Raw genomic sequence first — 23,506 nt, 5'->3', positions numbered from 1 at the left:
GAAACCGGATCAGCCCGTGCCCCACCCGAAGCGGTCGACAACACCCCGAAGGGGCGCGGACGGGCCGGTGGTGTCCGCATGCTTGCCCTTCGGCGACACGCGAGCACGAGGGGGAACCGATGGGACTGCGGTCGATCAGGTGGGTCGGGGGCGCGCTCTGCGCGGTGGCGGGACTGGCGCTCACCGCGTCACCCGCGCTGGCCGAGGACGCACCCGTCCCGGAGCCGCCCACGTTCACCAGCACGCTCACCGCGACCCTCACCCCGGACGCGGTCCGCGCCGACGACGGCGCACCGGTACCCGGCCAGCAGGGCGCGACCGGCACCTTCACCCTCCGCCTGAACAGCCAGCAGAACATCGTCTGCTACGACATCCAGGTGACCGGGGTGACCCCGCCGTTCAGCAGCCCCGCACGGACCGCCACGCACCTGCAGGAGGGGCGGCCGAACGAGTCCGGCAACCCGCGGATGGCCTTCCCGGACCCGCAGGGACCGCCCGGTGGCCCGATGACCAGCACGGGCTGCCTGCAGGGACCGTTCACCACCGGTGTGATCGTCGGCGGCGTCGACACCGGCACCGGGTTCGCGGTCACGGACCTGGAGGCCAACCCGGCCGCCTGGTTCGTCGACGTCCACACCGAGCAGTACCGGACCGGTGCGCTGCGCGGGCAGCTGTCCAAGACCGGCTGACGGCCCGCTCACCGGCCCGGCGCCGGGTCGCCCTGCGGCCCGGTGAGTCCGGTGGGCCCGGTGTCGGCGCGGCCGGCCGCCGCGCCGGGGACCCGGGTCCCGCGGTCGGACCACCGGTGCCGGTCCGGGGCGTCGCACCGGACGACGTCGCCGGGGGCGATGAGTCCGGTGCCGCGACGCGGTCGGTAGGGGGACCGATCCCATCGTCGCACCGCGGGAGACACCATGACCGAACCAGCACCCGCCCTGTCGCCGTCCTCGGCCGGACACCTGCCGGTCAACGGCCTGGATCTGTACCACGAGGTGTACGGCGAGCTCGGGACCTCGCCCCCGCTGCTCCTGCTGCCGGGCGCGTTCATGGCCACCGGCTCGATGGCGGCGTGGGTGGCCGGGTTCGCCGCCGACCGCACCGTCGTCGTCGCCGACATGCAGGGCCAGGGCCGGACCCCGGACACGCCCCGTGCGCTGTCCTACGAGCAGTTCGCCGACGACGCCGCGGCACTGCTCCGCGGCCTGGGTGTCGACCGGGCGGACGTGCTGGGCTACTCCCAGGGCGGCGGCGTGGCGCTGCAGCTCGCGCTCCGGCACCCGGACCTCGTCGGCAAGCTCGTCGTGATGGCCGCGACGTTCCGCCGCGACGGCTGGTACCCCGCCGTGCACTCCGCCGTCACGGGGATGGACGTGACGGTGCTGTCCGGCACGCCCGTCGAGACGGCGTTCCTGGAGCACACGCCGGACCCTGCCGCGTTCGCGGCGTGGGTGGAGAAGGTGAAGGTGCTCAACGCCGAGGACCAGCAGATCGACGACGCCCGGATGCGCGGCATCACCGCCCGCTCCATGGTGATCGTCGGGGACGCCGACGGCGTGCGACCCGAGCACGCGGTGAAGATGTTCCGGCTGCTCGGCGGCGGCAACGAACGCGCCGCCGCGACCGGGATGCTGCAGGAGGTCCCCCGGGCACGCCTGGTGGTGCTCCCCGCGACGTCGCACATCGGGCTGGTGGGGGAGACGGCGACCCTCGTACCGGCGATCAGCGCGTTCCTCGACGACGCCGTGGCCCCCACCCCGACCCTGTTCTGACCGGATGACGAGGGCCCCGCCGGATGCGGCTGCTCCGGCGGGGCCCTCGTCGTGGAACGGTGGTGCTCTCAGTCCAGGTAGTCGCGCAGCACCTGGGACCGCGACGGGTGCCGCAGCTTCGACATCGTCTTCGACTCGATCTGGCGGATCCGTTCGCGGGTCACGCCGTAGACCTGGCCGATCTCGTCGAGGGTGCGCGGCTGGCCGTCGGTGAGACCGAAGCGCAGCCGGACGACGCCCGCCTCGCGCTCGGACAGTGTCGCCAGCACCGACTGCAGCTGGTCCTGCAGGAGGGTGAAGCTCACCGCGTCGACCGCGACGACCGCCTCGGAGTCCTCGATGAAGTCACCGAGCTGCGAGTCGCCCTCGTCGCCGATGGTCTGGTCCAGGGAGATGGGTTCCCGGGCGTACTGCTGGATCTCCAGCACCTTCTCCGGGGTGATGTCCATCTCCTTGGCGAGCTCCTCGGGAGTGGGCTCGCGCCCGAGATCCTGGAGCAGCTCACGCTGTATGCGGCCGAGCTTGTTGATGACCTCCACCATGTGCACCGGGATGCGGATGGTGCGGGCCTGGTCGGCCATCGCGCGGGTGATGGCCTGCCGGATCCACCACGTCGCGTAGGTCGAGAACTTGTAGCCCTTGGTGTAGTCGAACTTCTCGACCGCACGGATGAGGCCGAGGTTGCCCTCCTGGATCAGGTCCAGGAACGCCATGCCGCGGCCGGTGTAGCGCTTGGCCAGCGAGACCACGAGCCGGAGGTTCGCCTCGAGCAGGTGGTTCTTGGCGCGCTCGCCGTCCCGCACGATCCAGCGCAGGTCGCGCCGCATCTGGGGGGACAGCTTCTCGTTCGACTCGAAGACCTTGCGGATGCGCTCGGCGCCGTAGAGGCCGGCCTCGATGCGCTTCGCGAGCTCGACCTCCTCCTCGGCGTTGAGGAGCGCGACCTTGCCGATCTGCTTCAGGTACGCGCGGACCGAGTCGGCCGAGGCGGTGAGCTCGGCGTCCTTGCGCGCCTGGCGCAGGGCCTCGGACTCCTCCTCGTCCCAGACGAAGTCGGCCGACTTCTGCTGCGACGCCCGGGTGGTCGGCGCCACCCGGTTCTTGCCGGTGTTGGTCTCGTCCTCGGAGTCGTCGTCATCGTCGTCGTCGGCGGTCTCCTCCTTCGCCGCCGCCTCGATGTCGGCCTCGACGTCCGAGGCGTCGATCTCGCCGTCCTCGAGGACGACCTCCTCGCCGTCGGCGTCCGGCTCGTCGCCGTCGGCCTTCGTGGTGGAGGCCTTCTTCGTGGCGGGCTTGCGCGGGCCGGTCTTCGGCGCGGCCTTGGTCGCCGTGCCACCCGCCGCGGCGGGCTTGCGGGTGCGTGCGGCCGGCTTCTTCACCGTGCCGGTCGTCGCCGACGCGGTGCTCGTGGTGCCGGAAGTACGGCGGCTGCGGGATGCGGTACCCGACGTCGGTTCGACGGTCGAGTCGCTGCGTGCTGCGGAGTCTGCGGCTGCCACTTGGGCCCTCTCGCTACGTGCGCTGGAGTCGTTACGCGGCCCGGTCGCGGCGCGCTCGTCGGGGGAGACGAGGCCACGACGGCCGGGATGTCCTGTCCTGCCACCGTCTCGGTCGCCGGCGTCGATGGTGGTCGCCGCGCGTCCCGGAGACGGGGTACGCGTTCCATTGTAACTGCGTACCGGCCGAGGGGACGCACCTCACGCCGCCCCGCGCGTCCCGGCGGCTCCGCACGTGGTCGGATGGGGTGGTGAGCCCGCACGAGAGCAGCGATCCCGCCACCCTGCGCGCCGTCGCCGAGCAGGTCGCGGCCGAGGCCGCGGAGCACCTGCGCGGCCTGCCCGCGCCGCACGACGACGGCGTCACGACGAAGTCCTCGCCGACCGACGTCGTCACCGCCTCCGACGCCTCGGTGGAGCGGTTCGTCCGCGACCGGCTCGCGCAGCTGCGCCCCGGTGAGCCGGTGTACGGCGAGGAGGGCGCCGGCGACCCCGTCGTCGCACGCTGGGTGGTCGACCCGATCGACGGCACCGTCAACTACCTCTACGGCCTGCCCTGGTACGGGATCTCGATCGCCGCCGTCGTCGACGGGGAGGGCGTGGCCGGTGCGGTGTCCGAGCCCGCCTCCGGCCGGCTCTGGTCGGCCGGGCGCGGTCTCGGCGCGACCCTCGACGGGCGTCCGCTGCGCGCCGCGGCGACCACCGAGCTCGGCCAGTCGCTGGTCGGCACCGGGTTCGCCTACCGCGCCGAGCGGCGCGCCCGGCAGGCCAGGATGGTCGCGGCGATGCTCCCCGAGGTCCGCGACGTCCGCCGGGCCGGCGCGGCGTCGCTGGACCTGTGCGCGGTCGCGGCCGGCTGGCTCGACGGCTACCTCGAGCACGGCTGCAACTGGTGGGACTGGGCGGCCGGTGCGCTCATCGCGACCGAGGCCGGTGCCGTGGTGCACGTCTCGGGCAGCCCGGGCGTCCACGGCCTCGACGACGGCGACGCCCTGGGCGCCGACGTCACGCTCGCCGCCGCGCCCGGAGTCGCCGCCGCCCTCGCGGAACTGGCCCGCCGCAGCGGCGCCGACACCGTCTGAGCCGCCGGGGCGCTCCGCTCAGCAGGTCGCCGCGCGGGCCTGGGCCAGCAGGCCCGGGTCGGCCCGTGGACCGCCCTCGGTACCCGGCGCGGACAGCTGGTCCAGCACGTCGCGGGCCGCACGGCCCGGTGCGACGTCGGTGAACGCCGACCCGACCACGACGTCGACCACCGCCCCCTGACGGTCGTCGCGGATCAGCTCGACGCAGGGCAGCGCCAGCGCGAGCGTCGACGCGGACGCCGCACCCTCCGGGCCGAACCGCATCTGCCCGATGCAGTCCAGGTCGCCCTGCGGGAACGTGGGGTCGTTGCCCGGCGTCCCGGCCTCGCCGAACTGCAGGTCCTTGAGCTCGGCGGACACCAGGTTCGCCTGCCCGCGCTGACCGCCGGCGTTGAGGACGTGGAAGCGGACGTCGTCCGGGGCGGCCGGGGCGACCGAGGCCAGCTCGGCCCGGTCGATCTCGGTTCCGGCCAGGGCCCCCGACGACGGGGCCGGGCAGTTCGTCGACGCCGAGCCGTCCGAGGCGGTGCCGAGCACGACCGCCCACGTCGCGACGGCCAGCACGGCCAGCAACGCGGTGGTCACCAGGATCGGACGGGGCCGGCGCCGCTCGTAGGGGCGGTCGGTGCGGGTGCGGCCGGCCGGCATCAGATCGACCCTCCGTCCAGGACGTGGTGGCCCAGCCCGACGAGCGGGCCGACCGACCCGTCGAGGCCGTCGGCCATCTCCGCCGGCACCGACCCGGCCCGGGCCCGCGCCAGGATCCCCGCGAGCACGACGGCCAGCTTGAACGCGCCGAACCCGACGTACCAGGGCAGCGGTCCGGCGTCGAGGCCGGTGCGCGCGGTGTAGCCCTCGACGAGCTCGCGCCGCGTCGGGAAGCCGGGCAGGCCGGTCGGGCTCGCCAGCGGCTGGGCGGAGGACCAGACGGTGGCGTCGCCGTCCTGCTTCCAGTAGACGAGCAGCAGCCCGAGGTCGGCCAGCGGGTCGCCGAGGGTGGACATCTCCCAGTCCAGGACCGCGCGGATGCGGCCGGGGTCCCCGGCGTCGAAGACGCAGTTGTCGAGCCGGTAGTCGCCGTGCACCACGGTGTGGCGCTGCGCGGCCGGCACGTCGGCGGCCAGCCGGTCGGAGAGCCGGGTGAGCTCGGACTCGACCTCCGCGTCCACCGGGACGGGGTCGTCGCCGTCGCGGGCGGCGGCCCACTGCGTGCCCCAGCGCCGGATCTGGCGCTCCATGAAGCCCTCCGGACGACCGAAGTCGCCCAGGCCCGCCGCGGCCGGGTCGACGGCGTGCAGCGCGGCCAGCACGTCCACCAGCTCCTCGCCCGCGGCGCGGCGCTGCTGCTCCGTGGCCGCCCAGTCCTCGGGCAGGCCGTCGAGCGGCACGACGCCGTCGACGAGCTCCATCACGAAGCAGGGGGCGCCGAGCACGTCACCGTCGTCGGCGGCCAGCACCGCGGGGACGGGCACGGCGCTCGGCCCCAGCGCGGAGATCACCCGCTGCTCGCGGCCCATGTCGTGGGCGGTCGCGGCGACCGCGCCGACCGGCGGGCGACGCAGCACGACCGCACCGGCGGGGGAGGAGACCCGGTAGGTCAGGTTGGACCGCCCGGCGCCGATCGGGGTGAGCCGCGCCTCGCGCCACCGTTCGTCGCGGAGGGCCGTGGACAGCCACGCGCCGACGGTGGCGGGGTCGGCACCGGGCGTGGGGGTGCGGGCGCTCGTCGTCACACCGGGCGACACTAGTGCGCCCGGCGGCGGTGGCGTCGGGGCGACACCCGGCATCATCGGGGGACTCGCTGCGACGCTCCGCGGACGCTGGGCTACCCTCCCCGCCGCCGGTGACGGACCGGCCGCGACAAGGACTCACGACGGACGAGCCACCCGGTCCACGGGCCAGGTGAGACCGGCCTCACTCATGGGGCCGGGCACAAACCCGCTCCCCGCGACGTTCTCCAGCGGCACGCGACGACCAACCGATGCGAAGTACCGCTGCTCGTGGGCCGGAATCGAGCAGCTCGGACGTAAGGCAAGGGTGAGACCTGATGGCGACCGACTACGACGCCCCGCGTCGCAATGAGGCCGACGAGATGGCCGAGGACTCGCTCGACGAGCTCAAGCAGCGCCGCAACGAGGCGCAGTCCGCGGTCGTCGACGTCGAGGAGACCGACACCGCGGAGAGCTACGAGCTCCCGGGCGCGGACCTGTCGGGCGAGGAACTGACGGTGAACGTCCTGCCGAAGCAGGCGGACGAGTTCACCTGTGCGAGCTGCTTCCTGGTGCACCACCGGAGCCGGCTCGCCAGCTCCTCGGGCGGACAGTTCCTCTGCCGCGACTGTGCCGCTTGATCGGGCAGGCCTGATCGGGCAGGCCTGACCGGGCGGGCCCGACAGGACCCGTCCGACGGGAGGACCACGACGGGGCCCCGGCGATCTCGCCGGGGCCCCGTCGTTTCTCCGCGTGTCAGCGCTGTCGGCGTTGCTGTTGCTGGGGGTGCGGCGCCTGGGCGGCGATCGCCGCCCGCAGCTCGTCGGGACGGCGCGTGCTGAGCACCCAGTAGGGCTCGTCGCGGCCGATCACCTGGACCCGCACCAGCGGCCCGACCCATGCCCGGTGCAGGACGTAGGCCTGCGGGTCGAGATCGGGGCCCATCGCCTGCTGCTTGTCGGCCCGCGCGACGGTGTCGGTGACGCCCGCCGCGGACAGCGGCAGCTCGCGGCCGTTCGAGACGAGCACGCCGTCGCGGGCGGTGGTGCGGCTGCGGCCCATCCACCACAGGACACCGACGCACAGCGGCACCATCGTCAGGTAGCCCAGCCACGCCCGCAGGCCGGGATAGCCCATGTGGATCTGCGCGCCCATCAGGACACCGAGCCCGACGGCGAGCAGGTACCACCACACCGGGACGGACAACCGCTCGTCGAACGCAGCAGGGCCAGCCGTCGCAGAGTCGGTCTCCGGATCCCGTTCGCTCACGAGGCCCAGGGTAGCGTCGCCCGCCGTGCCCGGTTCCGTGCCCGCTCCCCCGGACCAGCCGCCGGCAGCAGCGTCCGTCGACGTCCTGCTGACGCGGCTCGACCCCGACGTCCCCCCGCCCGCGTACGCGCGGCCCGGCGACGCCGGGGCCGACCTCGTGACGACCACCGACGTGGTCCTCCAGCCGGGGCGCCGGGCGCTCGTCGGGACCGGGGTGGCGATCGCGCTGCCCGAGGGCTACGCCGGGTTCGTGCATCCCCGGTCCGGCCTCGCGGCCCGGTGCGGTCTCTCGATCGTCAACGCACCCGGCACGATCGACGCCGGGTACCGCGGCGAGATCAAGGTCTGCCTGGTCAACACCGACCCGGACACGCCGGTGGAGCTGCACCGGGGGGACCGCATCGCGCAGCTGGTGGTGCAACGGGTCGAGACGGCCCGGTTCGTGGAGGTCACCGCGCTGCCCGCGTCGGTACGCGGCGCCGCCGGTCACGGCTCGACCGGCGGGAACGCCGCGCTCGTCGCCGGGGGAGGGGACCAGTAGATGCCCGGACGCACACGCGGTCGGATGTTCGACATCCGTCCGGAGGACGGGATCGAGGACACCGGGACAGGTGCCTACCCGGGCTATCCCGGCTACGGCGACTCCGACGTCGACGACTTCGACGACTACGCCGACCACTACGCCCGCCGCGGGGCGCCGCCGGCGAACGGCGTGGCCCCGCGCAACGGCTCCGGACCCGGTGCGCCGAACGGCAGGCCACCCGCGCCGGGGCGCAACGGCTCCGCACCCGCCACCGGCTCCCGCCCGGTGCCACCCGGCCCGAGGACCGGCGCCGTCCCCGCACCCGCCGGCCCCGCCGCGGCGACGACGGCGGTACGCGCGGTCGGCCGGGACACCACCGGCCGTGCCCCGGCCTCCGGGCGCCTGCCGGCACCCGCACCCGCGGGGTACGACGAGCGGGTCGCACCCGACGGCCGCTGGGACGACGAGGAACCCCCGCTGCTGTCGCACCGCGTCGAGGACGACGAGCTCGCCTACGCCCGCGACCGCACCCCGCAGGGCTTCGACGGCGGCGACCCCGACGGCCCGTCCTGGGGCCGGCGCCCGTCCAGGCCCGCCGACGACGACCACGACGCCGAGTACGACGGTGACCACGACGCCGAGTACGACGAGGACGAGTACGGCGTCGGTGACGCCCCGCTGTCGGTCCCGCCGCCCGGCAGCGGAGGCCGCCCGCTGGGGCCGGCCGACGTCGAGGAGCTCGACCCGTCGATGACCGACGCGCTCGCCCGCGTCGACCTCGGTGCCCTGCAGGTCCCGGTGCCCTACGGCGCCGAGCTGAAGCTGGAGCCCGCCGGCGCCGAGCGTCCCCAGGCGGTGCACCTGCTGCTGGCCGAGGGCCGGATCGCGGTGAGTGCGCTCGCCGCGCCGCGGTCGTCGGGGCTGTGGGCGGACCTGTCCGCGGAGATCGAGCAGTCCCTGCGCACCGGCGGTGCCCGGGTCCGCAACGCCCGCGGCGACTGGGGCCGCGAGCTCCACGCCCGCACCGAGAACGCCGCATCGGTGTTCGTCGGCTGCGACGGCCCGCGCTGGATGGTCTACGGCGTGGCGACGGCGTCGCTGGAGACCGTCGAGGCCCTCGACGTGGAGCTCCGGCGCGTGCTGCGGGGGATCATCGTCGTCCGCGGGAAGTCGCCGTACCCGCCGCGGACCGTCCTGCCCCTGGAGCTGCCCGAGCACCTGCGCGAGCGGCAGCCCGAGGTCGCGCCGCAGAAGCCCAGCATCACCGTGTCCGTCCCGGCCCCCGCCGGGGAGACGGGCGCGACCCCGGCGCCGACCGGTCCCACGACCGGCGCCCGCCCGGTGCCGGCCGCCGCCTCCGCGGAACCGGCGACGCCGGTCGAGCCCGCCCGCCCGGCCCGCCCGCGCCGTACCGCGCCCGCCGCGGCGTCGGCGTCCGGGGTGCCGGCCGCGCGGCCGCCCGCGGGGCCGGTGGGCCCCCGCCCGTCCACCGACGACGCCGACTCGCGCACCCGCGCGCTGCCGCAGGTCCGCCGCCCCGCCGCGGCGGCCCCGGCCGATCCGGCCGCGGCGCGCACGCCGCTCGCCCCGGACGTGCGCACCGACGAGTCGCCCGCCGAGCGCACCGCGCTGACCGACGGCCCGCTGGTCGCCCCCGGGCCCGAGGCGCGGTCCGGTCGTCGACGCGGGCGCCCGGCCAGGCCCGACCGGACCGGCGCGAACCGGCTCGGCGGCGCCCCGGCCGCTGCCACATCACCTGCTGCCACATCACCTGCTGCCACATCACCCGCTGCCACGCCCCCCGCCGCCTCACAGCCCGGGGGCACACCGCCCGGGGGCATCCCCGGCAGTGCGACCCCGACCGGCGCGATCCCGACCGCGGGCGGCGTCGCCCCCGCGGCCGGGCCGGGCCCCGACACCGGCGTGGGCCCGCTGCCCGGGCGCGGGTCGATCCACGCCCCGGCTCCGCTGCACGCCCCGGCGTCGATGCACGCGCCGGACCCGGCGCCGAGCGCGGCCGCCCCGCTCCGGGCCCCGGAGCCCGAACCGGCGGAACCCCCGGCCCGCCGGGACCCGGCAGTGACCGCGCTGTCGGCCGCCGACCTGCTCGCCGGCGTCGAGGACGACCGGTCCGCGACCCCGCTCACCGGCTTCGGCCGGGGCGCGTCGGCCGGCGACATCCTGGACCGCAGCACCACCGTCCCGGCCTCGGCCCTCGACCCCGGCACCGTGCTCGACGGCCCCGCGCTCGGTGACACCGTGCTCGACGGCTCGGCGTTCGACGGCCGTACCGCCCTGGATCCCGGCACCGCTCCCGACGGCTCTGCCGACGCCGCTGCCGACGGCACTGTCGACGCTGCTGCCGATGGCGCCGCCCACGGCCGGGACCCGTTCGGCACCACGACCGCCTCCGGTGCCGCCGCGGGGTCGACCCGGCCCGGCACCGGTGGGTCGGCGCGCCGCTTCCGGCGCGACCGCGCCGCCGACGCCGCCCGCATCGACGCCGCGGACCTGCTCGCCGCGCGCACCCGGGACACCCCGGCCGGCCCGCCGGAGCCTGCGTCGCCGCCGACCTGGGCCATCGAGGACATCCCGTTGTCGGACGTGCCGCTCATGGAGGCCACGCTCGACCGGCTGCCGGCCCCGACCGAGCCCGCCGCACCGGCGCCCACCCGTCGTCGGCGGGGCGCCCGGCCCACCGCGGACGCGCCCGGCCACACGGCACCCACCGACCCCACCCCGGACGACGACGGCTGGCTGTCCGCCGAGATCGCCGCCAGCCGCCGGTCCGGCCGGCACGGCGCCGGTGCGGGCACCTCGGTGGCGGACCTGCTCGCCGCCGTCGCCCTCGACGCCCCCGCAGGCGGTGGACGCCGCCGCGAACCCGGCGACGCGCCCTCCACGGGGAGAAGCACCGCCGGTCCCGCGCCCACCGGCTCCACGTCGCGCGGCCCGGACCACGACCCGGAACCGGCCGCGTACCCGGCGGCGCCGGGCCCGTACGGCAGCGGGGACGGCGACCGGGCGGCGGACCGGTCGGCGACGGAGGGCCCGGCGACCGGCGACCGGACCCGACCGGGCGCGCCGGAACCGGGCGGTGCCGAGCCGGGCACCGACGGCCGCGCCGCGCCGGGCCCGGGCGGGGACGATCTGTTCCGGGCCGCGGCCGATGCGGACCGCCCCTGGCACGGAGGCGGTCCCACCTCGGCCGACGAGGCACGCAGTGCCCTGCAGGACCTGCTGCGCAGCGCGTCGGCCGACCGCGGGCCGCACGCCGACGGACCGGGTGCCGACCGCACCAACGGGCACGGCGGTGTCACGGGGCTGGCCGACTACCGCGCGAGTCGGGCCGCCGCCGGACGGGCCGCGGCCCGCACCGACGACCCCGCGCCCGCGGACCCGGCCCGCACCGCGGGCCAGCGCGCCGACGGCACCTCCGATGGGCTCGACGCCGGGCGGGCCGCGGGCGGGTCCGGGCTCACCGGCCAGTGGCCGTCCGGTCGGCGCGCGGGCGGCACCGGTCCCCGCGACCTCGGACGGCACCGGCGGGACTGAGCGGCAGCGGGATGGGCGCGGGTGTCCGGTACGCCCGGCCCGCACCCGCCCGTCGACCACCGGGCGCGGCCCGCGAGCCGGTCGCCGGGGCGGTGACCGGGAGGTCGGGGCCGCCGCGGGCACAAACCGGGGCATCCGCGCGTTACGCTCTCGACGCCACCACGACACCCTGTCGTGTTGCCGCGCGAGTGCGGGTCACCGGAGGGTCCGGTGACCCCGGGCCGGTACCGGACACGGCCGAGGAGAGACATGGGCAGCACGGATGGCGGAGCGTTCCGCCGGATGCTCCGCAAACTCACCAGCGACGTCGACGAACTCGACGCGCGCGACCTCGCCGAGGACGTCGAGGAGACCGGTGCACGACCGGCCCGCGACTGTGCCTGCGGCGAAGAGGTCACGATGCTCGGCCGGATCCGCAGCGTCGACCTCTCTCCGCAGAGTGCCGACGCCACCCTGAAGGCCGAGCTGTTCGACGGGACCGACGGCGTCACCCTGGTCTGGATGGGCCGGCGCAGCATCCCCGGTATCGAGGCCGGACGCACCATGCGGGTCCGTGGCCGGATCTCGGTCCGCGACGGCCGCAAGGTGCTCTACAACCCGTACTACGAGATCTGCCAGGCGCAGTGACCCGCGGGACCCTCGCGGCCTGCTCCTGAGCCGACGGATCGGACCGGCTTGAACGACCACCACCACGACGCCCCGACCACCCGGATCCCGCATGTCACCGACGTCGACCCGCAGGACCGGACCGCGCCCCTCGGCCGGCCGGTGACGGCACCGGCGCACGCCGCCGCACCGGAACCGGACCGGACCGGGGGACCGGCGGAGTCCACCCCGGAGGCGCCGACCCCGACCCTGCTGGAACAGATGGGCGGGGTGACCGGGATCGTCGCCTCGACCATCCCGGTCGTGGTGTTCGTCCTCGCGAACGTGCTCTCCGACCTGCGGACCGCGATCGTCGCGGCGCTCGGCGCCGGAGTGCTCGTACTGCTGTGGCGCCTCGTCCGCCGTGACCCGGTGATGCCGGCGATCTCCGGCCTGTTCGGGGTCGGCATCTGCGCGCTGGTCGCGAGCCGGACCGGGGAGGCCCGCGGGTTCTACCTGCCGGGCCTGCTCTACAGCGGCGCCCTCGGTGTCGTCGCGCTGGTCTCGATCATCGCCCGCTGGCCGCTGGCCGGGGTGATCTGGCACGGCATCAACGGACACGGCACCGAGTGGCGCGCAGACCCCCACCTGGTCCGCGCCTACGGCTGGGCCACCGCGGTGTGGGCGGGGACCTTCCTCGCGAAGGTCGTGGTGCAGGGCGGGCTGTACCACGCCGACTCCGAGACCTGGCTGGGCGTCGCGCGGCTCGCGATGGGCTACCCGCTCACCGGGGTCGCGATCCTGGCCACGATCCTCATCGTGCGCCGCGCCGAGCGCGCCCGCCCCGCGACCGCCTGAGCGGCACTGGCACGCGGGGCGCCCCGGGTGCCGGTCCCCCCGGCGGGGTGGGAGAGGCAGGGTCACAGGAGAGCGGCGCGGATGTCCTCCTCGACCGCCGTCGTCGCCACGAACAGCAGCTCGTCGCCGCCCTCCAGGGCGTCGTCGGGCTGCGGCACGATGACCCGGCCGCCGCGCAGGATCGTCACCAGCGCTGAGTCCGTCGGGAGCTCCAGCACCCGCACCGGCCGCCCGGCCAGCGGGGTGTCCTCGGGCAGCGTCACCTCGACGAGGTTCGCCTGCCCCTGACGCAGCGTCAGCAGCCGCACCAGGTCGCCGACGGCGACGGCCTCCTCGACCAGCGCCGCCAGCAGCCGCGGCGTCGACACCGCGACGTCGACGCCCCAGTTCTCCCCGAACAGCCACTCGTTGCGCGGGTCGTTCACCCTGGCGACCACCCGGCGGACCCCGAACTCGGTCTTCGCCAGCAGCGACACCACCAGGTTGACCTTGTCGTCGCCGGTCGCGGCGATCACGACGTCGCAGCCCTCGATGCCGGCGTCCTCCAGCGACGAAAGCTCGCAGGCGTCGGCGTGCACCCACTCGGCCTCGGGGACCGAGTTCGGGTCGATGTGGGTCAGCTCGCGCTCGATCAGCATGACCCGGTGGTCGGACTCGACCAGCTCCAGCGCGATGGACCGCCCGACGGCGCCCGCACCCGCGATCGCGACCCGCATCAGTCCTCCTCGGGCGGCGCCGCGGCGGCCGCCGTCACATCGCTGACCGTGCCCGAGACCGCCGCCACGTAGACGGTGTCCTCGTGCTGCACGGTGGTGTCCTTGGTCGGCAGCACCCCGGTGCCGAACCGCACGATGAACGCGACCCGCGAGCTCGTCGCCCGCTCCAGGTCGCGGATCGGGCGCCCCACCCAGTTCTCGTGCAGCGGCAGCGGCAGGACGGCCACGGTGCCGGTGGGCTCGCGCCAGGCGGTGGCGACGCCGTCGGGCAGCAGCATGCGCAGCAGCCGGTCGGTCGTCCACGGGACGGTCGCGACCGTCGGGATGCCGAGGCGCTCGTACACCGCGGCGCGCTTGGCGTCGTAGATCCGGGCGACGACCTTGCCGACGCCGTAGCTCTCGCGCGCCACCCGGGCGGCGATGATGTTGGAGTTGTCCCCGGAGGAGACGGCGGCGAACGCGTCGGCGGACTCCAGCCCCGCCTCGTCGAGCACGCTGCGGTGGAAGCCGAAGCCGACCACCTGGCGCCCGCGGAAGTCCGGGCCGAGCCGGCGGAAGGCCTGCGGGTCGCGGTCGATCACCGCGACCTCGTGGCCGAGCCGTTCCAGGCCCGAGGCCAGGGACGCGCCGACGCGGCCACATCCCATGATCACGACGTGCATGGCGTCTGGGGTCCTTCCGCCGGGTCGGGAGGCCCGGGATGTACGGATCGTTCCTTCTGTACCGACGGCGACGGGGACGCCGACGACGCGCGGTGAACGCTATCGCGAAGCGGATCGGACCGGGGGCATAGGCTGCGCCCCGTGTCCAAGCTCGCCGTCGCTCTCAAGCGGCTCGTGGTCGGACGACCGCAGCGCAGCGACCGCCTGACCAGCACCCTGCTCCCGAAGCGGATCGCCCTCCCCGTGTTCGCCTCCGACGCCATGTCGTCGGTCGCCTACGCGCCGGAGGAGATCTTCCTGACCCTGTCGGTCGCCGGCGTCGCCTCCTACGCGATGTCGCCGTGGATCGGCCTCGCCGTCGTCGTCGTGCTGCTCACGGTCATCGCCAGCTACCGGCAGAACGTCCACGCCTACCCCTCCGGCGGAGGTGACTACGAGGTCGCGACGGTCAACCTCGGCAAGAACGCCGGACTGACCGTCGCCAGCGCGCTGCTCGTCGACTACACCCTCACCGTCGCCGTCTCGCTCTCCGCGGCCGCGGCCAACATCGGCGCGCTGGTGCCGTTCGTCGCCGAGCACAAGGTGCTGTTCGCCGTCTCGGCCATCGCCGTGCTCACCGCGATCAACCTGCGCGGCATCCGCGAGTCCGGCGCCGCCTTCGCGGTCCCGGTCTACGCCTTCGTCCTCGGCGTCGCGACGATGATCCTCTGGGGGCTGACTAGGGTGCTGATCCTCGGCGACCCCGTGCGCGCCGAGAGCGCCGACCTGCACCTGGTCGCGGAGGGCGACGCGTTCACCGGCCTCGCCCTGGTGCTGCTCGTGCTGCGCAGCTTCACCCAGGGCGCGGCCGCGCTGACCGGCGTCGAGGCGATCTCGAACGGCGTGCCGGCCTTCCGCAAGCCGAAGTCGAAGAACGCGGCCACCACGCTGCTGCTGCTCGGGGCGATGTCGGTGTCGCTGTTCATGGGGCTGATCGCGCTGGCGCAGCTCACCGGCGTCCAGATCGCCGAGGACCCGGCGCGCCAGTTCCCCGACGCCCCGCCCGGCTACGAGCAGCACACCATGATCGCCCAGCTCGCCGACGCGGTCTTCGACAACTTCCCGCCGGGCTACTTCTTCGTCATCGTGATGACGGCGCTGATCCTGGTCCTGGCCGCGAACACCGCGTTCAACGGCTTCCCGGTGCTCGGCTCGATCCTGTCCCAGGACCGCTACCTGCCCCGCCAGCTGCACACCCGCGGCGACCGGCTCGCGTTCTCCAACGGCATCGTCGCGCTCGCGCTGTTCGCGATCCTGCTGGTCGTCGGCTTCCAGGCCGAGGTCACCCGGCTCATCCCGCTCTACACCGTCGGCGTGTTCGTGTCGTTCACGCTGTCCCAGGCCGGCATGGTCCGGCACTGGAACCGGGAGCTCGCGCTGGGGCCGCCGGTGTCCGAGCGCCGCCGGATCCGCCGCGCGCAGTCGATCAACGGGTTCGGCGCCTGCATGACCGGCGTCGTGCTGATCACGGTGCTGATCACCAAGTTCACCCTCGGCGCCTGGATCGCGATCGTCGCGATGGGCGGGTTCTTCGTTCTCATGCGGCTGATCCAGCTGCACTACGACCGGGTCGCGGCCGCACTCGTCGCCGACGAGACCGACGACGTGCTGCCCTCGCGCAACCACGCCGTCGTGCTCGTCTCCACGTTGCACAAGCCGACGCTGCGGGCGCTGGCCTACGCCCGCGTGACCCGCCCGGACATCCTCGAGGCGGTCACGGTCAACGTCGACGACTCCGAGACCAAGAAGCTCGTCGAGCAGTGGCACAAGCGGAACCTCCCGGTCCCGCTCAAGGTCGTCGAGTCGCCCTACCGGGAGATCACCCGGCCCGTGCTGGACTACGTCAAGCGGATCCGCAGCGACTCCCCACGCAACGTCGTGACCGTCTACATCCCGGAGTACGTCGTCGGGCACTGGTGGGAGCAGGTGCTGCACAACCAGAGCGCACTGCGGCTCAAGACGAGGCTGCTGTTCCAGCCGGGGGTGATGGTGACCAGCGTGCCGTGGCAGCTGCCGTCGTCCTCGCGCACGCGGGCGCTGTCGCCGCTGCAGGCGCCGGGGGCGTCCCGTCGCGGCTACCCGGGCACGGAGCAGCTGCCCGGCGAACTCCGCGACGGCGCGGGCGTCCGGACCGGTGGCGGCACCTCGTCCGCACCCCGTGTCCCGAAGGAGGAGGACCGGTGAACGCCGACACGGCGACCGACTGGACCGACCGGATGCTGGAGCTGCGGGTCGGCCCCGTCGCGCACGGCGGACACTGCGTGGCCCGCGACGGTGACGGTGGCCGGGTCGTGTTCGTCCGGCACGCACTGCCCGGTGAGCTGGTCCGTGCCGTGGTCACTGACGACCCGGGTGGGGCGTTCTGCCGCGCCGACGCCGTCGCCGTGCTGGAGGCGTCCCCGGACCGGGTCGAGCCCGCGTGCCCGTGGGCGGGGCCCGGCGGCTGCGGTGGCTGCGACTTCCAGCACACCGACCACGCCAGCCAGCGCTTCCTGAAGACGACCGTCCTGCGCGAGCAGCTGGAGCGTCTCGGCGCCGGGGCCGCGGTCGTCGCCACCGCCGACCTCGCCGCGGTCGAGGTCGAGGAACTCCCCGGCGGTCCGTTCGGCTGGCGCACCCGGGTGCGGCTGGCCGTCGACGACGCCGGTGTCCCCGGCCTGCGTGCCCACCGCAGCCACGACGTGTGCGAGATCGGCGACTGCCCCCTGGTGCCGGCCGGCGCACTGCCGCCGGTGCTCGGACGCCGGTTCCGGCCGGACACCGAGCTGGACGTCACCGTCGTCGGCGGCGGCGCGGACGGGCCGTCGGCCCGGGTCGGCTCCGGTGCCACCGTGCACGCCGCGGGCCGCACCTGGGAGCTGTCGGCCGGCACGTTCTGGCAGGTCCACCCGGCGCTGCCGGACACCCTCGCCGGCGTCGTCCGCGACTGGGCCGACGCTCCGGAGGGTGGTGTCGCCTGGGACCTCTACGGCGGCGTCGGGCTGCTCGGCTCGGTCCTGGCCGGCCAGGTGGGGGAGTCCGGGACGGTGCTGGTCGTCGAGTCCGCCGCGTCCGCGGTCGCCGACGGTGCCGCCGCGCTGGCCGACCTGCCGCAGGTCCAGTTCGTGCGGGGCCGCGCCGAGCGCGAGATCGCCCGGCTCCGGCCCGACCCCGACGTCGTGGTCACCGACCCGCCGCGGGTCGGGCTCGGGAAGGCCGCCGTGCGTGACCTGGCCGCCCGCGGCCCGCGGCGGATCGTGCACATCGCCTGCGACCCGGCCGCGCTGGCCCGGGACCTGTCCCTGTTCGCCGCCGTCGGGTACCGCACTGCCGCGCTGCGCGCGTTCGACGCGTTCCCCATGACCCACCACATGGAGGCGGCCGCACTGCTGGAGCGGAACCCGCGGTGACCACCGTCCTGCAGCTGTCCGACCTGCACCTCGGCCGCCCGGACGCGTCCGGGCGCGCGGCCCGCGCCGTCGCGGCGGTCCGGGCGCTGGCCCCGGCACCCGACGTCGTGGTCGTGACCGGGGACCTCGCCGACGACGGCGCCCCCGCCGCCTACGCCGAGGCCGCCACCCTGCTCGACGGTCTCGACGCGTTGCACGTGCCCGGCAACCACGACGACCGCACCGCCATGGCCGCCGCCGTCGGGCCGGTGACCGACCGGCTGCACCGCGCCGGCGGGACCACCCTCGTGCTGCTGGACACCCAGGTCCCGGGCGCGCCGCACGGCGCGCTGTCCGACACCGCGCTGCACCTGCTCGCCGGGGCCGTGCGGGACCCCGCCCCGTTGCTGGTCGCGCTGCACCACCCGCCGCTCGCCGTCGGTCACCCGGTGCTCGACGGGATGCGGCTGAACGACACCGGTCCGTTCGAGGCGCTGCTGGCGGCCCGCAGCGATCCGACGCTGGTGGTGTGCGGGCACGTGCACACACCGCTGGCGACGACGTTCGCCGGGCACCCGCTCGTCGTCGCCCCGTCGGTGGCGCCCGCCCTGCGCTGGCCGGACGTGCCCGGTCCCGCAGGTGCCGACCCCGGTCCGGCGCCCGGCGGGGCGCTGCACGTGCTCGGGGACGGGCCGCCGCGGAGCCGGTTCCTGAACTGGCCGGTGTGAGGCGGGCCGGATGTCGCGGGCGATCCGGAATCCGCTAAGCTCAACGGGAATCAAATACGCCGAAAGCACCAGGCCCTCGTAGTCCAATCGGCAGAGACGGTGCACTCAAAATGCATACAGTGTGGGTTCGAATCCCACCGAGGGCACGCTACGCACACGGCTCGAACCTTGGCCCGGAGAATCAAGAGCCGGGTGTCGGGCCTTGTTCGCGTCCGCGGCCCCCGTGAGGGAGTCGGCGTCGATCGCGGGCTCCAGCAGCATCGCGAACGTGCGAGCGTTCTCGACCCGCAGCGCGCCGACCTCATCGACGTGGACCTCGGTGGTGGGCGTCGAGGCGACGGCTCACCAGGTCGAGTTCGGCGGCTTCGGCGGACACGAGCCGGTCGAACCGTGGTGCGACATCCGGCCAGCGCCTCGCGCCGGGTGGGTTCGACCGTGATCAGGCGGCGGTGGTGAAGCCGGGCAGGCGCGCCATGATGGCCTGCAGTTCGGCGTCGTCGGAGATGCCCTGGAAGTCGTAGCGGGGCGTGTACGGGTTCTCGAGGGTGCGGATCTCGTCGTCGGTGAGGGTGATGTCGAGCGAGGCGACGGCGTCGTCGATCTGCCGGGTGCTGCTGGCGCCGACCAGCGGTGCGGTGACGACGGGGTTGTTGCGTAGCCAGGCCAGGGCGATCTGAGCGCGAGTGACCCCGCGAGATTTGGCGACCTGGCCGACGGCGTCGATGATCGCTCGGTCGGACTGCTCGGTGAGCGACGTGTAGAGCATGTCGGCGAAGCCGTCGTTCCGGCTGCGGGCGGTGGCTTTCGCGTCGTCGGATCCGCGGGCGAGGCGCCCTCGTGCGAGCGGCGACCAGATGATGGTGCCGACGCCTTCGTCGAGGGCGAGGGGGATCGTCTCGCGCTCCTCCTCGCGGGCGAGCAGGTTGTAGTGGTGCTGCATCGACACGAACCGTGCCCAGCCGTTGGCCTTCTGCAGGTGCAGTGCCTTGGCGAACTCCCAGGCGTGCATCGAGGACGCGCCGAGGTAGCGGACCTTTCCGGCCTTCACGAGATCGTGGAGGGCTTCGAGGGTCTCCTCCAGCGGGGTCGTGTGGTCGTTGCGGTGGACCTGGTACAGGTCGATGTAGTCGGTGCCGAGACGGGTGAGCGAGTGGTCGACCTCGGTCATGATCGCCTTGCGGGACAGACCCTTCCCGTTCGGGCCGGAGCGCATGGGGTGACGTAGCTTGGTTGCGATCACCACGTCGTCGCGATCGGCGAAGTCGCGCAGGGCGCGGCCGAGGATCTCCTCGCTGGAGCCTTGCGAGTACATGTTCGCGGTGTCGAAGAAGTTGATGCCCGCCTCCACGGCGTGCTTGATGAGGGGGCGGCTGGCCTCCTCGCCGAGGGACCAGACCGGATGTCCGCGGTCCGGCTCGCCGTAGGTCATTGCGCCGACAGCGATGGGTGAGACGTCGAGGCCCGTGGTGCCGAGCTTGATGTACTGCATGGGTTCTCCTAGACTCGAGTCCGGAAACGGAGAACTCTCCGCTACTCGGACCGACCATAACGGAGAGTTCTCCGTTTGGCAAGTGGGTGTACACGACGCCCTGCAGACGCCGTGTTGGAAGGCATCGACCGTGACTGAGACTCGGAACGAACCCGTGCGCGCCGATGCGCTGCGCAATCGCGAACACATCCTGCAAGTCGCCCACGACGCCTTCGCCGAGGATGGCGCGACCTCGCTGAACGTGATCGCCAAGCGCGCCGGCGTCGGAGCCGGCACGCTGTACCGGCACTTCCCGACTCGCGAGGATCTGATCCTCGCCGTGTACCAGCACGACGTGCAGCGACTCGTCGATCAGGTCGGAGACGTGCTCGCCGAGCATGCGCCGCTGGATGCGTTCCGGGTCTGGTTCGAGAAGCTGGCCGACTACGTACGCCTCAAGCACGGTCTGGGCGAGGCGCTGCACACGGTCGCCGCGCAGAACATCATCAACGACACCTACGCGCCGGTCACCGCTGCCGTGGGCGTGCTCCTCGAAGCCTGCGTGGAGGACGGCAGCGTGCGGCCCGGTCTGGACCCGGCGGACGTGCTGCTGCTGATGGGATTCCTCTGGCGTGTCGGAACCGATCAGACCGGACGGGCCCAAGCCGCTCGCGTCATGGAACTCTCCATCGACGGACTCCACGCGCACACCTGAGCTCGGCCTGCTCGCCGAGCACGCCATCCCGGTGCTGCGTCCCCGTCGATGTGCCGGGTGGCGGCTTCCCCTGCCAAGACGTCTCGTGTGATGAGGGGCCAGAACACTGCTTCGACCGCTCTGGGCGGCGAGCGGCCGCATCCGCCAGTTCCTGCGGCGCCGCATGCCCACCGGCATCCCGGCCGGGACCGCCCACCGGCGCTCGCCCCACCCGTCTGCCGGTGGCCCGGGCCGACGCCGACGCCGACGCCGCCGCCGTGGTCGACAGCGGCGACGGTGTCGGGACCCGTGGCGGTGGCACGCGCGCCCCCCGTCGGACGGGTATCGCGGTTGCCCGGGCGTGTTTCCGCACACGAAAGGCCGAAGTGGCTCGGTCGCGGTCCGGTACCGCCGGTAGCCTGACCCTTCCGGACGCCCCACCGACCGATGAAGGAGTTCTCCGGTGACCGACAACGTTCCCGCAGAGACGCCGGCCGAGGACGGCCCGCAGCCCGGGTGGCGGGTGCTGGTCGTCGAGGACGAGGCGCTGATCCGCATGGACCTGGCCGAGATGCTCTCCGAGGAGGGCTACCGTGTCGCCGGCGAGGCCGGCGACGGGGAGGCCGCCATCACCCAGGCCCGCGAGCTGAAGCCCGACCTGGTGATCATGGACGTCAAGATGCCCAAGAAGGACGGCATCGAGGCGGCGTCGACGATCGTCGACGAGAAGATCGCTCCGGTCGTGATGCTGACCGCGTTCAGCCAGCGCGATCTCATCGAGCGCGCGCGGGACGCCGGCGCCATGGCCTACCTGGTCAAGCCGTTCGCCCGGCACGAGCTGGTCCCGGCCATCGAGCTCGCCGTGTCCCGGTTCGCGGAGAAGCGGGCGCTCGAGGACGAGGTGGCCTCGCTCAACGACCGGTTCGAGACCCGCAAGATCGTCGACCGGGCCAAGGGTCTGCTGATGACCGCGCAGAAGATGTCCGAGCCGGAGGCCTTCCGGTGGATCCAGCGCACCGCGATGGACCGCCGGACGACCATGAAGGCCGTCGCCGAGGCGGTCGTCGAGGGGCTGGCCCCGGCCAAGTCCTCCTGAGCCCCGGCGACGGTGCGCGTCCACCGCCGCACCGGACCCGCCGGCACGGCCCCGTCGCGCAGTCCGCGACGGGGCCGTTCTCGTTCCGCGGTGCCTCGTCGCGCGCCGGGGCGGAGCCACCGCCGGACGGCTTCCGGAACCGTTCCGATTCGTGTTCCCTTGCGCTGCGACACGATTCCGGTGACGCGGTGTGGTGGGTCCGCCACCGAAAAGATCGACTTGTGACGCCGCGGTGTCGTCGGATCACATTCCTGTCACGAGTGGTCACCGGGTCCCATTTCCTGGTTCGGTCGTACTACTTTTCCGCCATCGTCCCGTGCCGCTTCGGGCGGGGGGAGAACCGAAGGGGACTCGAATGACGAGAACGACGTGGCGACTCGCCGCCCTTGCCGGGGCGGCGTCGCTGGTACTGGCCGGATGCGGCGGTGGCGGGGACACCGGCTCCGGCGGGGCCACCGGCGGCTCGGAGGAGCCCGCCGCCGCGGGGCAGGCATGCACCCCGCCGCAGGCCCAGGCCACCGGCAACCCCAGCACCGCGCCGCTGAAGATCGGCTCCCTGCTGCCGGAGACCGGCAGCCTGGCGTTCCTCGGCCCGCCCGAGTTCGCAGGGGTCGACGTCGCGGTCGAGGAGATCAACGGCGCCGGGGGAGTCCTCGGCAACCCGGTCCAGCACCTGCGCGGTGACTCGGGCGACGACACCACCGACATCGCGAACCAGACCGTGGACCGGCAGCTCAGCGCCGGCACGCAGGTCATCGTCGGCGCGGCCGCGTCGGGTGTCTCCAAGCTGGTGATCGACAAGATCACCGGTGCGGGTGTCGTGCAGCTCTCGCCGGCCAACACCTCCGACGAGTTCACCTGCTGGCAGGACCGCGGCCTGTACTTCCGGACCGCGCCGCCGGACGTCCTGCAGGGTCAGGCGCTCGCGCAGCTGATCACCTCCGACGGTGGCCAGCGGGTGGCGCTGCTCGCCCGCAACGACCCGTACGGCTCGGGCCTGGCGGACAGCGCCGAGCGCAACCTGGTCTCCGCCGGCATCCCGCAGGACCAGATCACCAAGATCATCTACGACCCGAACGCCACGTCGTTCAACCCGGAGATCGACCAGGTCGCGCAGTTCAACCCGGACTCGGTCGCGGTCATCGGCTTCGACGAGTCCAAGCGGATCCTGTCCCGAATGAGCGAGGTGCAGATCGGACCGGCCCAGAAGGCCGTCTACGGCACCGACGGCAACATGGGCAACGCACTGGGCGAGGGCCTGCCGCCGGGCCTGCTGAACGGGATGAAGGGCACCCTGCCGCTCACCGAGCTGTCGGGTGACTTCCGGCAGCGGCTCTCCGCGCAGGACCCGAGCCTGACCGACTTCAACTACGCGGCGGAGTCCTACGACGCCGTCGTGGTCTCGGCGCTGGCCGCCGAGGCCGCGCAGTCGACCAACGGCGCCGACATCGCGACCCAGATCAACGGGATCACCAAGGACGGCGAGAAGTGCACCGACTTCGCCGGCTGCAAGGCGATCCTGGACCGGGGCGGTGACGTCGACTTCGACGGCGCCACCGGCACGCTCGACTTCACCGATGCCGGTGAGCCGGGCTCCGGGTCCTACGGCGTCCAGACCTTCAACGCCGAGAACCAGATCGACGAGGCGGCGACCACCTACGTCCGGGTGGGTGCCCAGAGCTGACACGCCGCACCACACGCAACCACGACGAGGGGGCGGGCCGCCACGGCCCGCCCCCTCGTCGTGCGCCGCCGGCCGGGCCCGCGGACGGCAGTGGCGACGCGGGCGGGCACCGACGGCGGTGGGTCGGCACCGGCGCGCGGCACCGGGTGACCGGCGTCGGCGACGCGACGGCCCCGCCCCCGTGGCTGGGGGGCGGGGCCGTCGC

Annotated in this window: 22 protein-coding genes and 1 tRNA gene; 15 read left to right on the top strand and 8 right to left on the bottom strand. The window is 74.2% G+C overall.

All coding sequences use genetic code 11. The features are described from left to right. The first annotated feature begins 119 nt into the window (after positions 1-119). A complete protein-coding gene (locus XF36_RS33310) occupies positions 120-689 on the top strand; it encodes a CHRD domain-containing protein (RefSeq protein ID WP_060712404.1) in 570 nt (189 codons plus the stop codon). Between the two features lie 8 nt (positions 690-697). Here the strand turns inward: XF36_RS33310 and XF36_RS14565 are convergent, their stop codons facing one another. Further along, complete coding sequence (locus tag XF36_RS14565) at positions 698-901, bottom strand: hypothetical protein (RefSeq protein WP_145981366.1); 204 nt, start codon at positions 899-901, stop codon at positions 698-700. A gap of 13 nt (positions 902-914) precedes the next feature. Here XF36_RS14565 and XF36_RS14560 point away from each other — a divergent pair, with 13 nt between their 5' ends. Then, entirely contained in the window at positions 915-1,769 is an 855-nt protein-coding gene (locus tag XF36_RS14560) for an alpha/beta fold hydrolase (protein ID WP_060712402.1), read from the top strand. 68 nt (positions 1,770-1,837) lie between these two features. Here the strand turns inward: XF36_RS14560 and XF36_RS14555 are convergent, their stop codons facing one another. Further along, positions 1,838-3,268 carry an RNA polymerase sigma factor gene (locus XF36_RS14555; protein ID WP_060712401.1) on the bottom strand — a complete coding sequence of 477 codons (1,431 nt, stop codon included), beginning with the start codon at positions 3,266-3,268 and terminating at the stop codon, positions 1,838-1,840. 248 nt (positions 3,269-3,516) lie between these two features. Between XF36_RS14555 and XF36_RS14550 the strand changes: the two genes are divergently transcribed. After that, positions 3,517-4,347, top strand: a complete 831-nt coding sequence (locus XF36_RS14550) for an inositol monophosphatase family protein (protein ID WP_060714703.1) — start codon at positions 3,517-3,519, stop codon at positions 4,345-4,347. A gap of 18 nt (positions 4,348-4,365) precedes the next feature. Here XF36_RS14550 and cei read toward each other — a convergent pair whose 3' ends face one another. Together cei and XF36_RS14540 are read right to left on the bottom strand one after the other, a co-directional pair. Continuing rightward, positions 4,366-4,995, bottom strand: coding sequence for an envelope integrity protein Cei (gene cei, locus XF36_RS14545; RefSeq protein ID WP_060712400.1), 630 nt, complete (start codon positions 4,993-4,995; stop codon positions 4,366-4,368). Then, positions 4,995-6,080: a phosphotransferase family protein gene (locus XF36_RS14540; RefSeq protein WP_060712399.1), complete on the bottom strand. Its 1,086-nt coding sequence runs from the start codon at positions 6,078-6,080 to the stop codon at positions 4,995-4,997. The genes cei and XF36_RS14540 overlap by 1 nt, the downstream gene beginning before the upstream one ends. Positions 6,081-6,394: 314 nt before the next feature. Between XF36_RS14540 and XF36_RS14535 the strand changes: the two genes are divergently transcribed. Beyond that, entirely contained in the window at positions 6,395-6,697 is a 303-nt protein-coding gene (locus XF36_RS14535; RefSeq protein ID WP_020626973.1) for a DUF4193 domain-containing protein, read from the top strand. Positions 6,698-6,812: 115 nt separating this feature from the next. Here the strand turns inward: XF36_RS14535 and XF36_RS14530 are convergent, their stop codons facing one another. Further along, positions 6,813-7,325 (bottom strand): DUF3093 domain-containing protein, encoded by a 513-nt coding sequence (locus XF36_RS14530; protein WP_193393970.1) that lies wholly within the window; start codon positions 7,323-7,325, stop codon positions 6,813-6,815. Positions 7,326-7,350: 25 nt separating this feature from the next. On the opposite strand from XF36_RS14530, the gene dut reads away from it, so the two are divergent. From dut to XF36_RS14510, 4 genes are all read left to right on the top strand, one after another. Beyond that, on the top strand, positions 7,351-7,866 hold the full coding sequence (gene dut, locus XF36_RS14525; RefSeq protein ID WP_020623551.1) for a dUTP diphosphatase: 516 nt from the start codon (positions 7,351-7,353) through the stop codon (positions 7,864-7,866). 24 nt (positions 7,867-7,890) lie between these two features. Beyond that, positions 7,891-11,403 (top strand): DUF3710 domain-containing protein, encoded by a 3,513-nt coding sequence (locus XF36_RS14520; RefSeq protein ID WP_168169520.1) that lies wholly within the window; start codon positions 7,891-7,893, stop codon positions 11,401-11,403. A gap of 249 nt (positions 11,404-11,652) precedes the next feature. Beyond that, positions 11,653-12,030 carry an OB-fold nucleic acid binding domain-containing protein gene (locus tag XF36_RS14515; protein ID WP_060712396.1) on the top strand — a complete coding sequence of 126 codons (378 nt, stop codon included), beginning with the start codon at positions 11,653-11,655 and terminating at the stop codon, positions 12,028-12,030. Between the two features lie 48 nt (positions 12,031-12,078). Next, positions 12,079-12,846: a DUF3159 domain-containing protein gene (locus tag XF36_RS14510; protein ID WP_060712395.1), complete on the top strand. Its 768-nt coding sequence runs from the start codon at positions 12,079-12,081 to the stop codon at positions 12,844-12,846. A 62-nt stretch (positions 12,847-12,908) separates the two neighbouring features. On the opposite strand, the gene XF36_RS14505 is transcribed toward XF36_RS14510, so the two are convergent. Next, complete coding sequence (locus XF36_RS14505) at positions 12,909-13,562, bottom strand: potassium channel family protein (RefSeq protein ID WP_020622834.1); 654 nt, start codon at positions 13,560-13,562, stop codon at positions 12,909-12,911. Continuing rightward, positions 13,562-14,224 (bottom strand): potassium channel family protein, encoded by a 663-nt coding sequence (locus XF36_RS14500; protein WP_020622835.1) that lies wholly within the window; start codon positions 14,222-14,224, stop codon positions 13,562-13,564. Before XF36_RS14500 ends, XF36_RS14505 begins: the two co-directional genes overlap by 1 nt. A gap of 141 nt (positions 14,225-14,365) precedes the next feature. On the opposite strand from XF36_RS14500, the gene XF36_RS14495 reads away from it, so the two are divergent. The 4 genes from XF36_RS14495 to XF36_RS14480 all read left to right on the top strand — a co-directional run bounded on the left by XF36_RS14495 (position 14,366) and on the right by XF36_RS14480 (position 18,505). Further along, a complete protein-coding gene (locus XF36_RS14495) occupies positions 14,366-16,447 on the top strand; it encodes an APC family permease (RefSeq protein ID WP_060712394.1) in 2,082 nt (693 codons plus the stop codon). 32 nt (positions 16,448-16,479) lie between these two features. After that, the gene (locus XF36_RS14490) at positions 16,480-17,652 is read left to right on the top strand and encodes a class I SAM-dependent RNA methyltransferase (RefSeq protein WP_060714702.1); all 1,173 of its coding nucleotides are present in this window, start codon (positions 16,480-16,482) and stop codon (positions 17,650-17,652) included. Further along, on the top strand, positions 17,649-18,359 hold the full coding sequence (locus tag XF36_RS14485) for a metallophosphoesterase (protein ID WP_060712393.1): 711 nt from the start codon (positions 17,649-17,651) through the stop codon (positions 18,357-18,359). Before XF36_RS14490 ends, XF36_RS14485 begins: the two co-directional genes overlap by 4 nt. 72 nt (positions 18,360-18,431) lie before the next feature. Next, a tRNA-Leu gene (locus XF36_RS14480) sits at positions 18,432-18,505 on the top strand. 293 nt (positions 18,506-18,798) lie between these two features. Here the strand turns inward: XF36_RS14480 and XF36_RS14470 are convergent. Continuing rightward, positions 18,799-19,848, bottom strand: a complete 1,050-nt coding sequence (locus XF36_RS14470; RefSeq protein WP_060712391.1) for an aldo/keto reductase — start codon at positions 19,846-19,848, stop codon at positions 18,799-18,801. A gap of 154 nt (positions 19,849-20,002) precedes the next feature. Between XF36_RS14470 and XF36_RS14465 the strand changes: the two genes are divergently transcribed. The 3 genes from XF36_RS14465 to XF36_RS14455 all read left to right on the top strand — a co-directional run bounded on the left by XF36_RS14465 (position 20,003) and on the right by XF36_RS14455 (position 23,301). Next, positions 20,003-20,542: a TetR/AcrR family transcriptional regulator gene (locus XF36_RS14465; protein ID WP_238588883.1), complete on the top strand. Its 540-nt coding sequence runs from the start codon at positions 20,003-20,005 to the stop codon at positions 20,540-20,542. Between the two features lie 442 nt (positions 20,543-20,984). Then, positions 20,985-21,617, top strand: a complete 633-nt coding sequence (locus tag XF36_RS14460) for an ANTAR domain-containing response regulator (RefSeq protein WP_060712389.1) — start codon at positions 20,985-20,987, stop codon at positions 21,615-21,617. 355 nt (positions 21,618-21,972) lie between these two features. Beyond that, the gene (locus tag XF36_RS14455; RefSeq protein WP_060712388.1) at positions 21,973-23,301 is read left to right on the top strand and encodes an ABC transporter substrate-binding protein; all 1,329 of its coding nucleotides are present in this window, start codon (positions 21,973-21,975) and stop codon (positions 23,299-23,301) included. The last annotated feature ends 205 nt before the right edge of the window (positions 23,302-23,506 follow it).

It is taken from the genome of Pseudonocardia sp. HH130629-09 (assembly GCF_001294645.1).
GTDB lineage: Bacteria > Actinomycetota > Actinomycetes > Mycobacteriales > Pseudonocardiaceae > Pseudonocardia.
The sequence above is the reverse complement of the archived record's forward strand: the minus strand, read 5'-3'. Positions and strand labels throughout refer to the sequence as shown.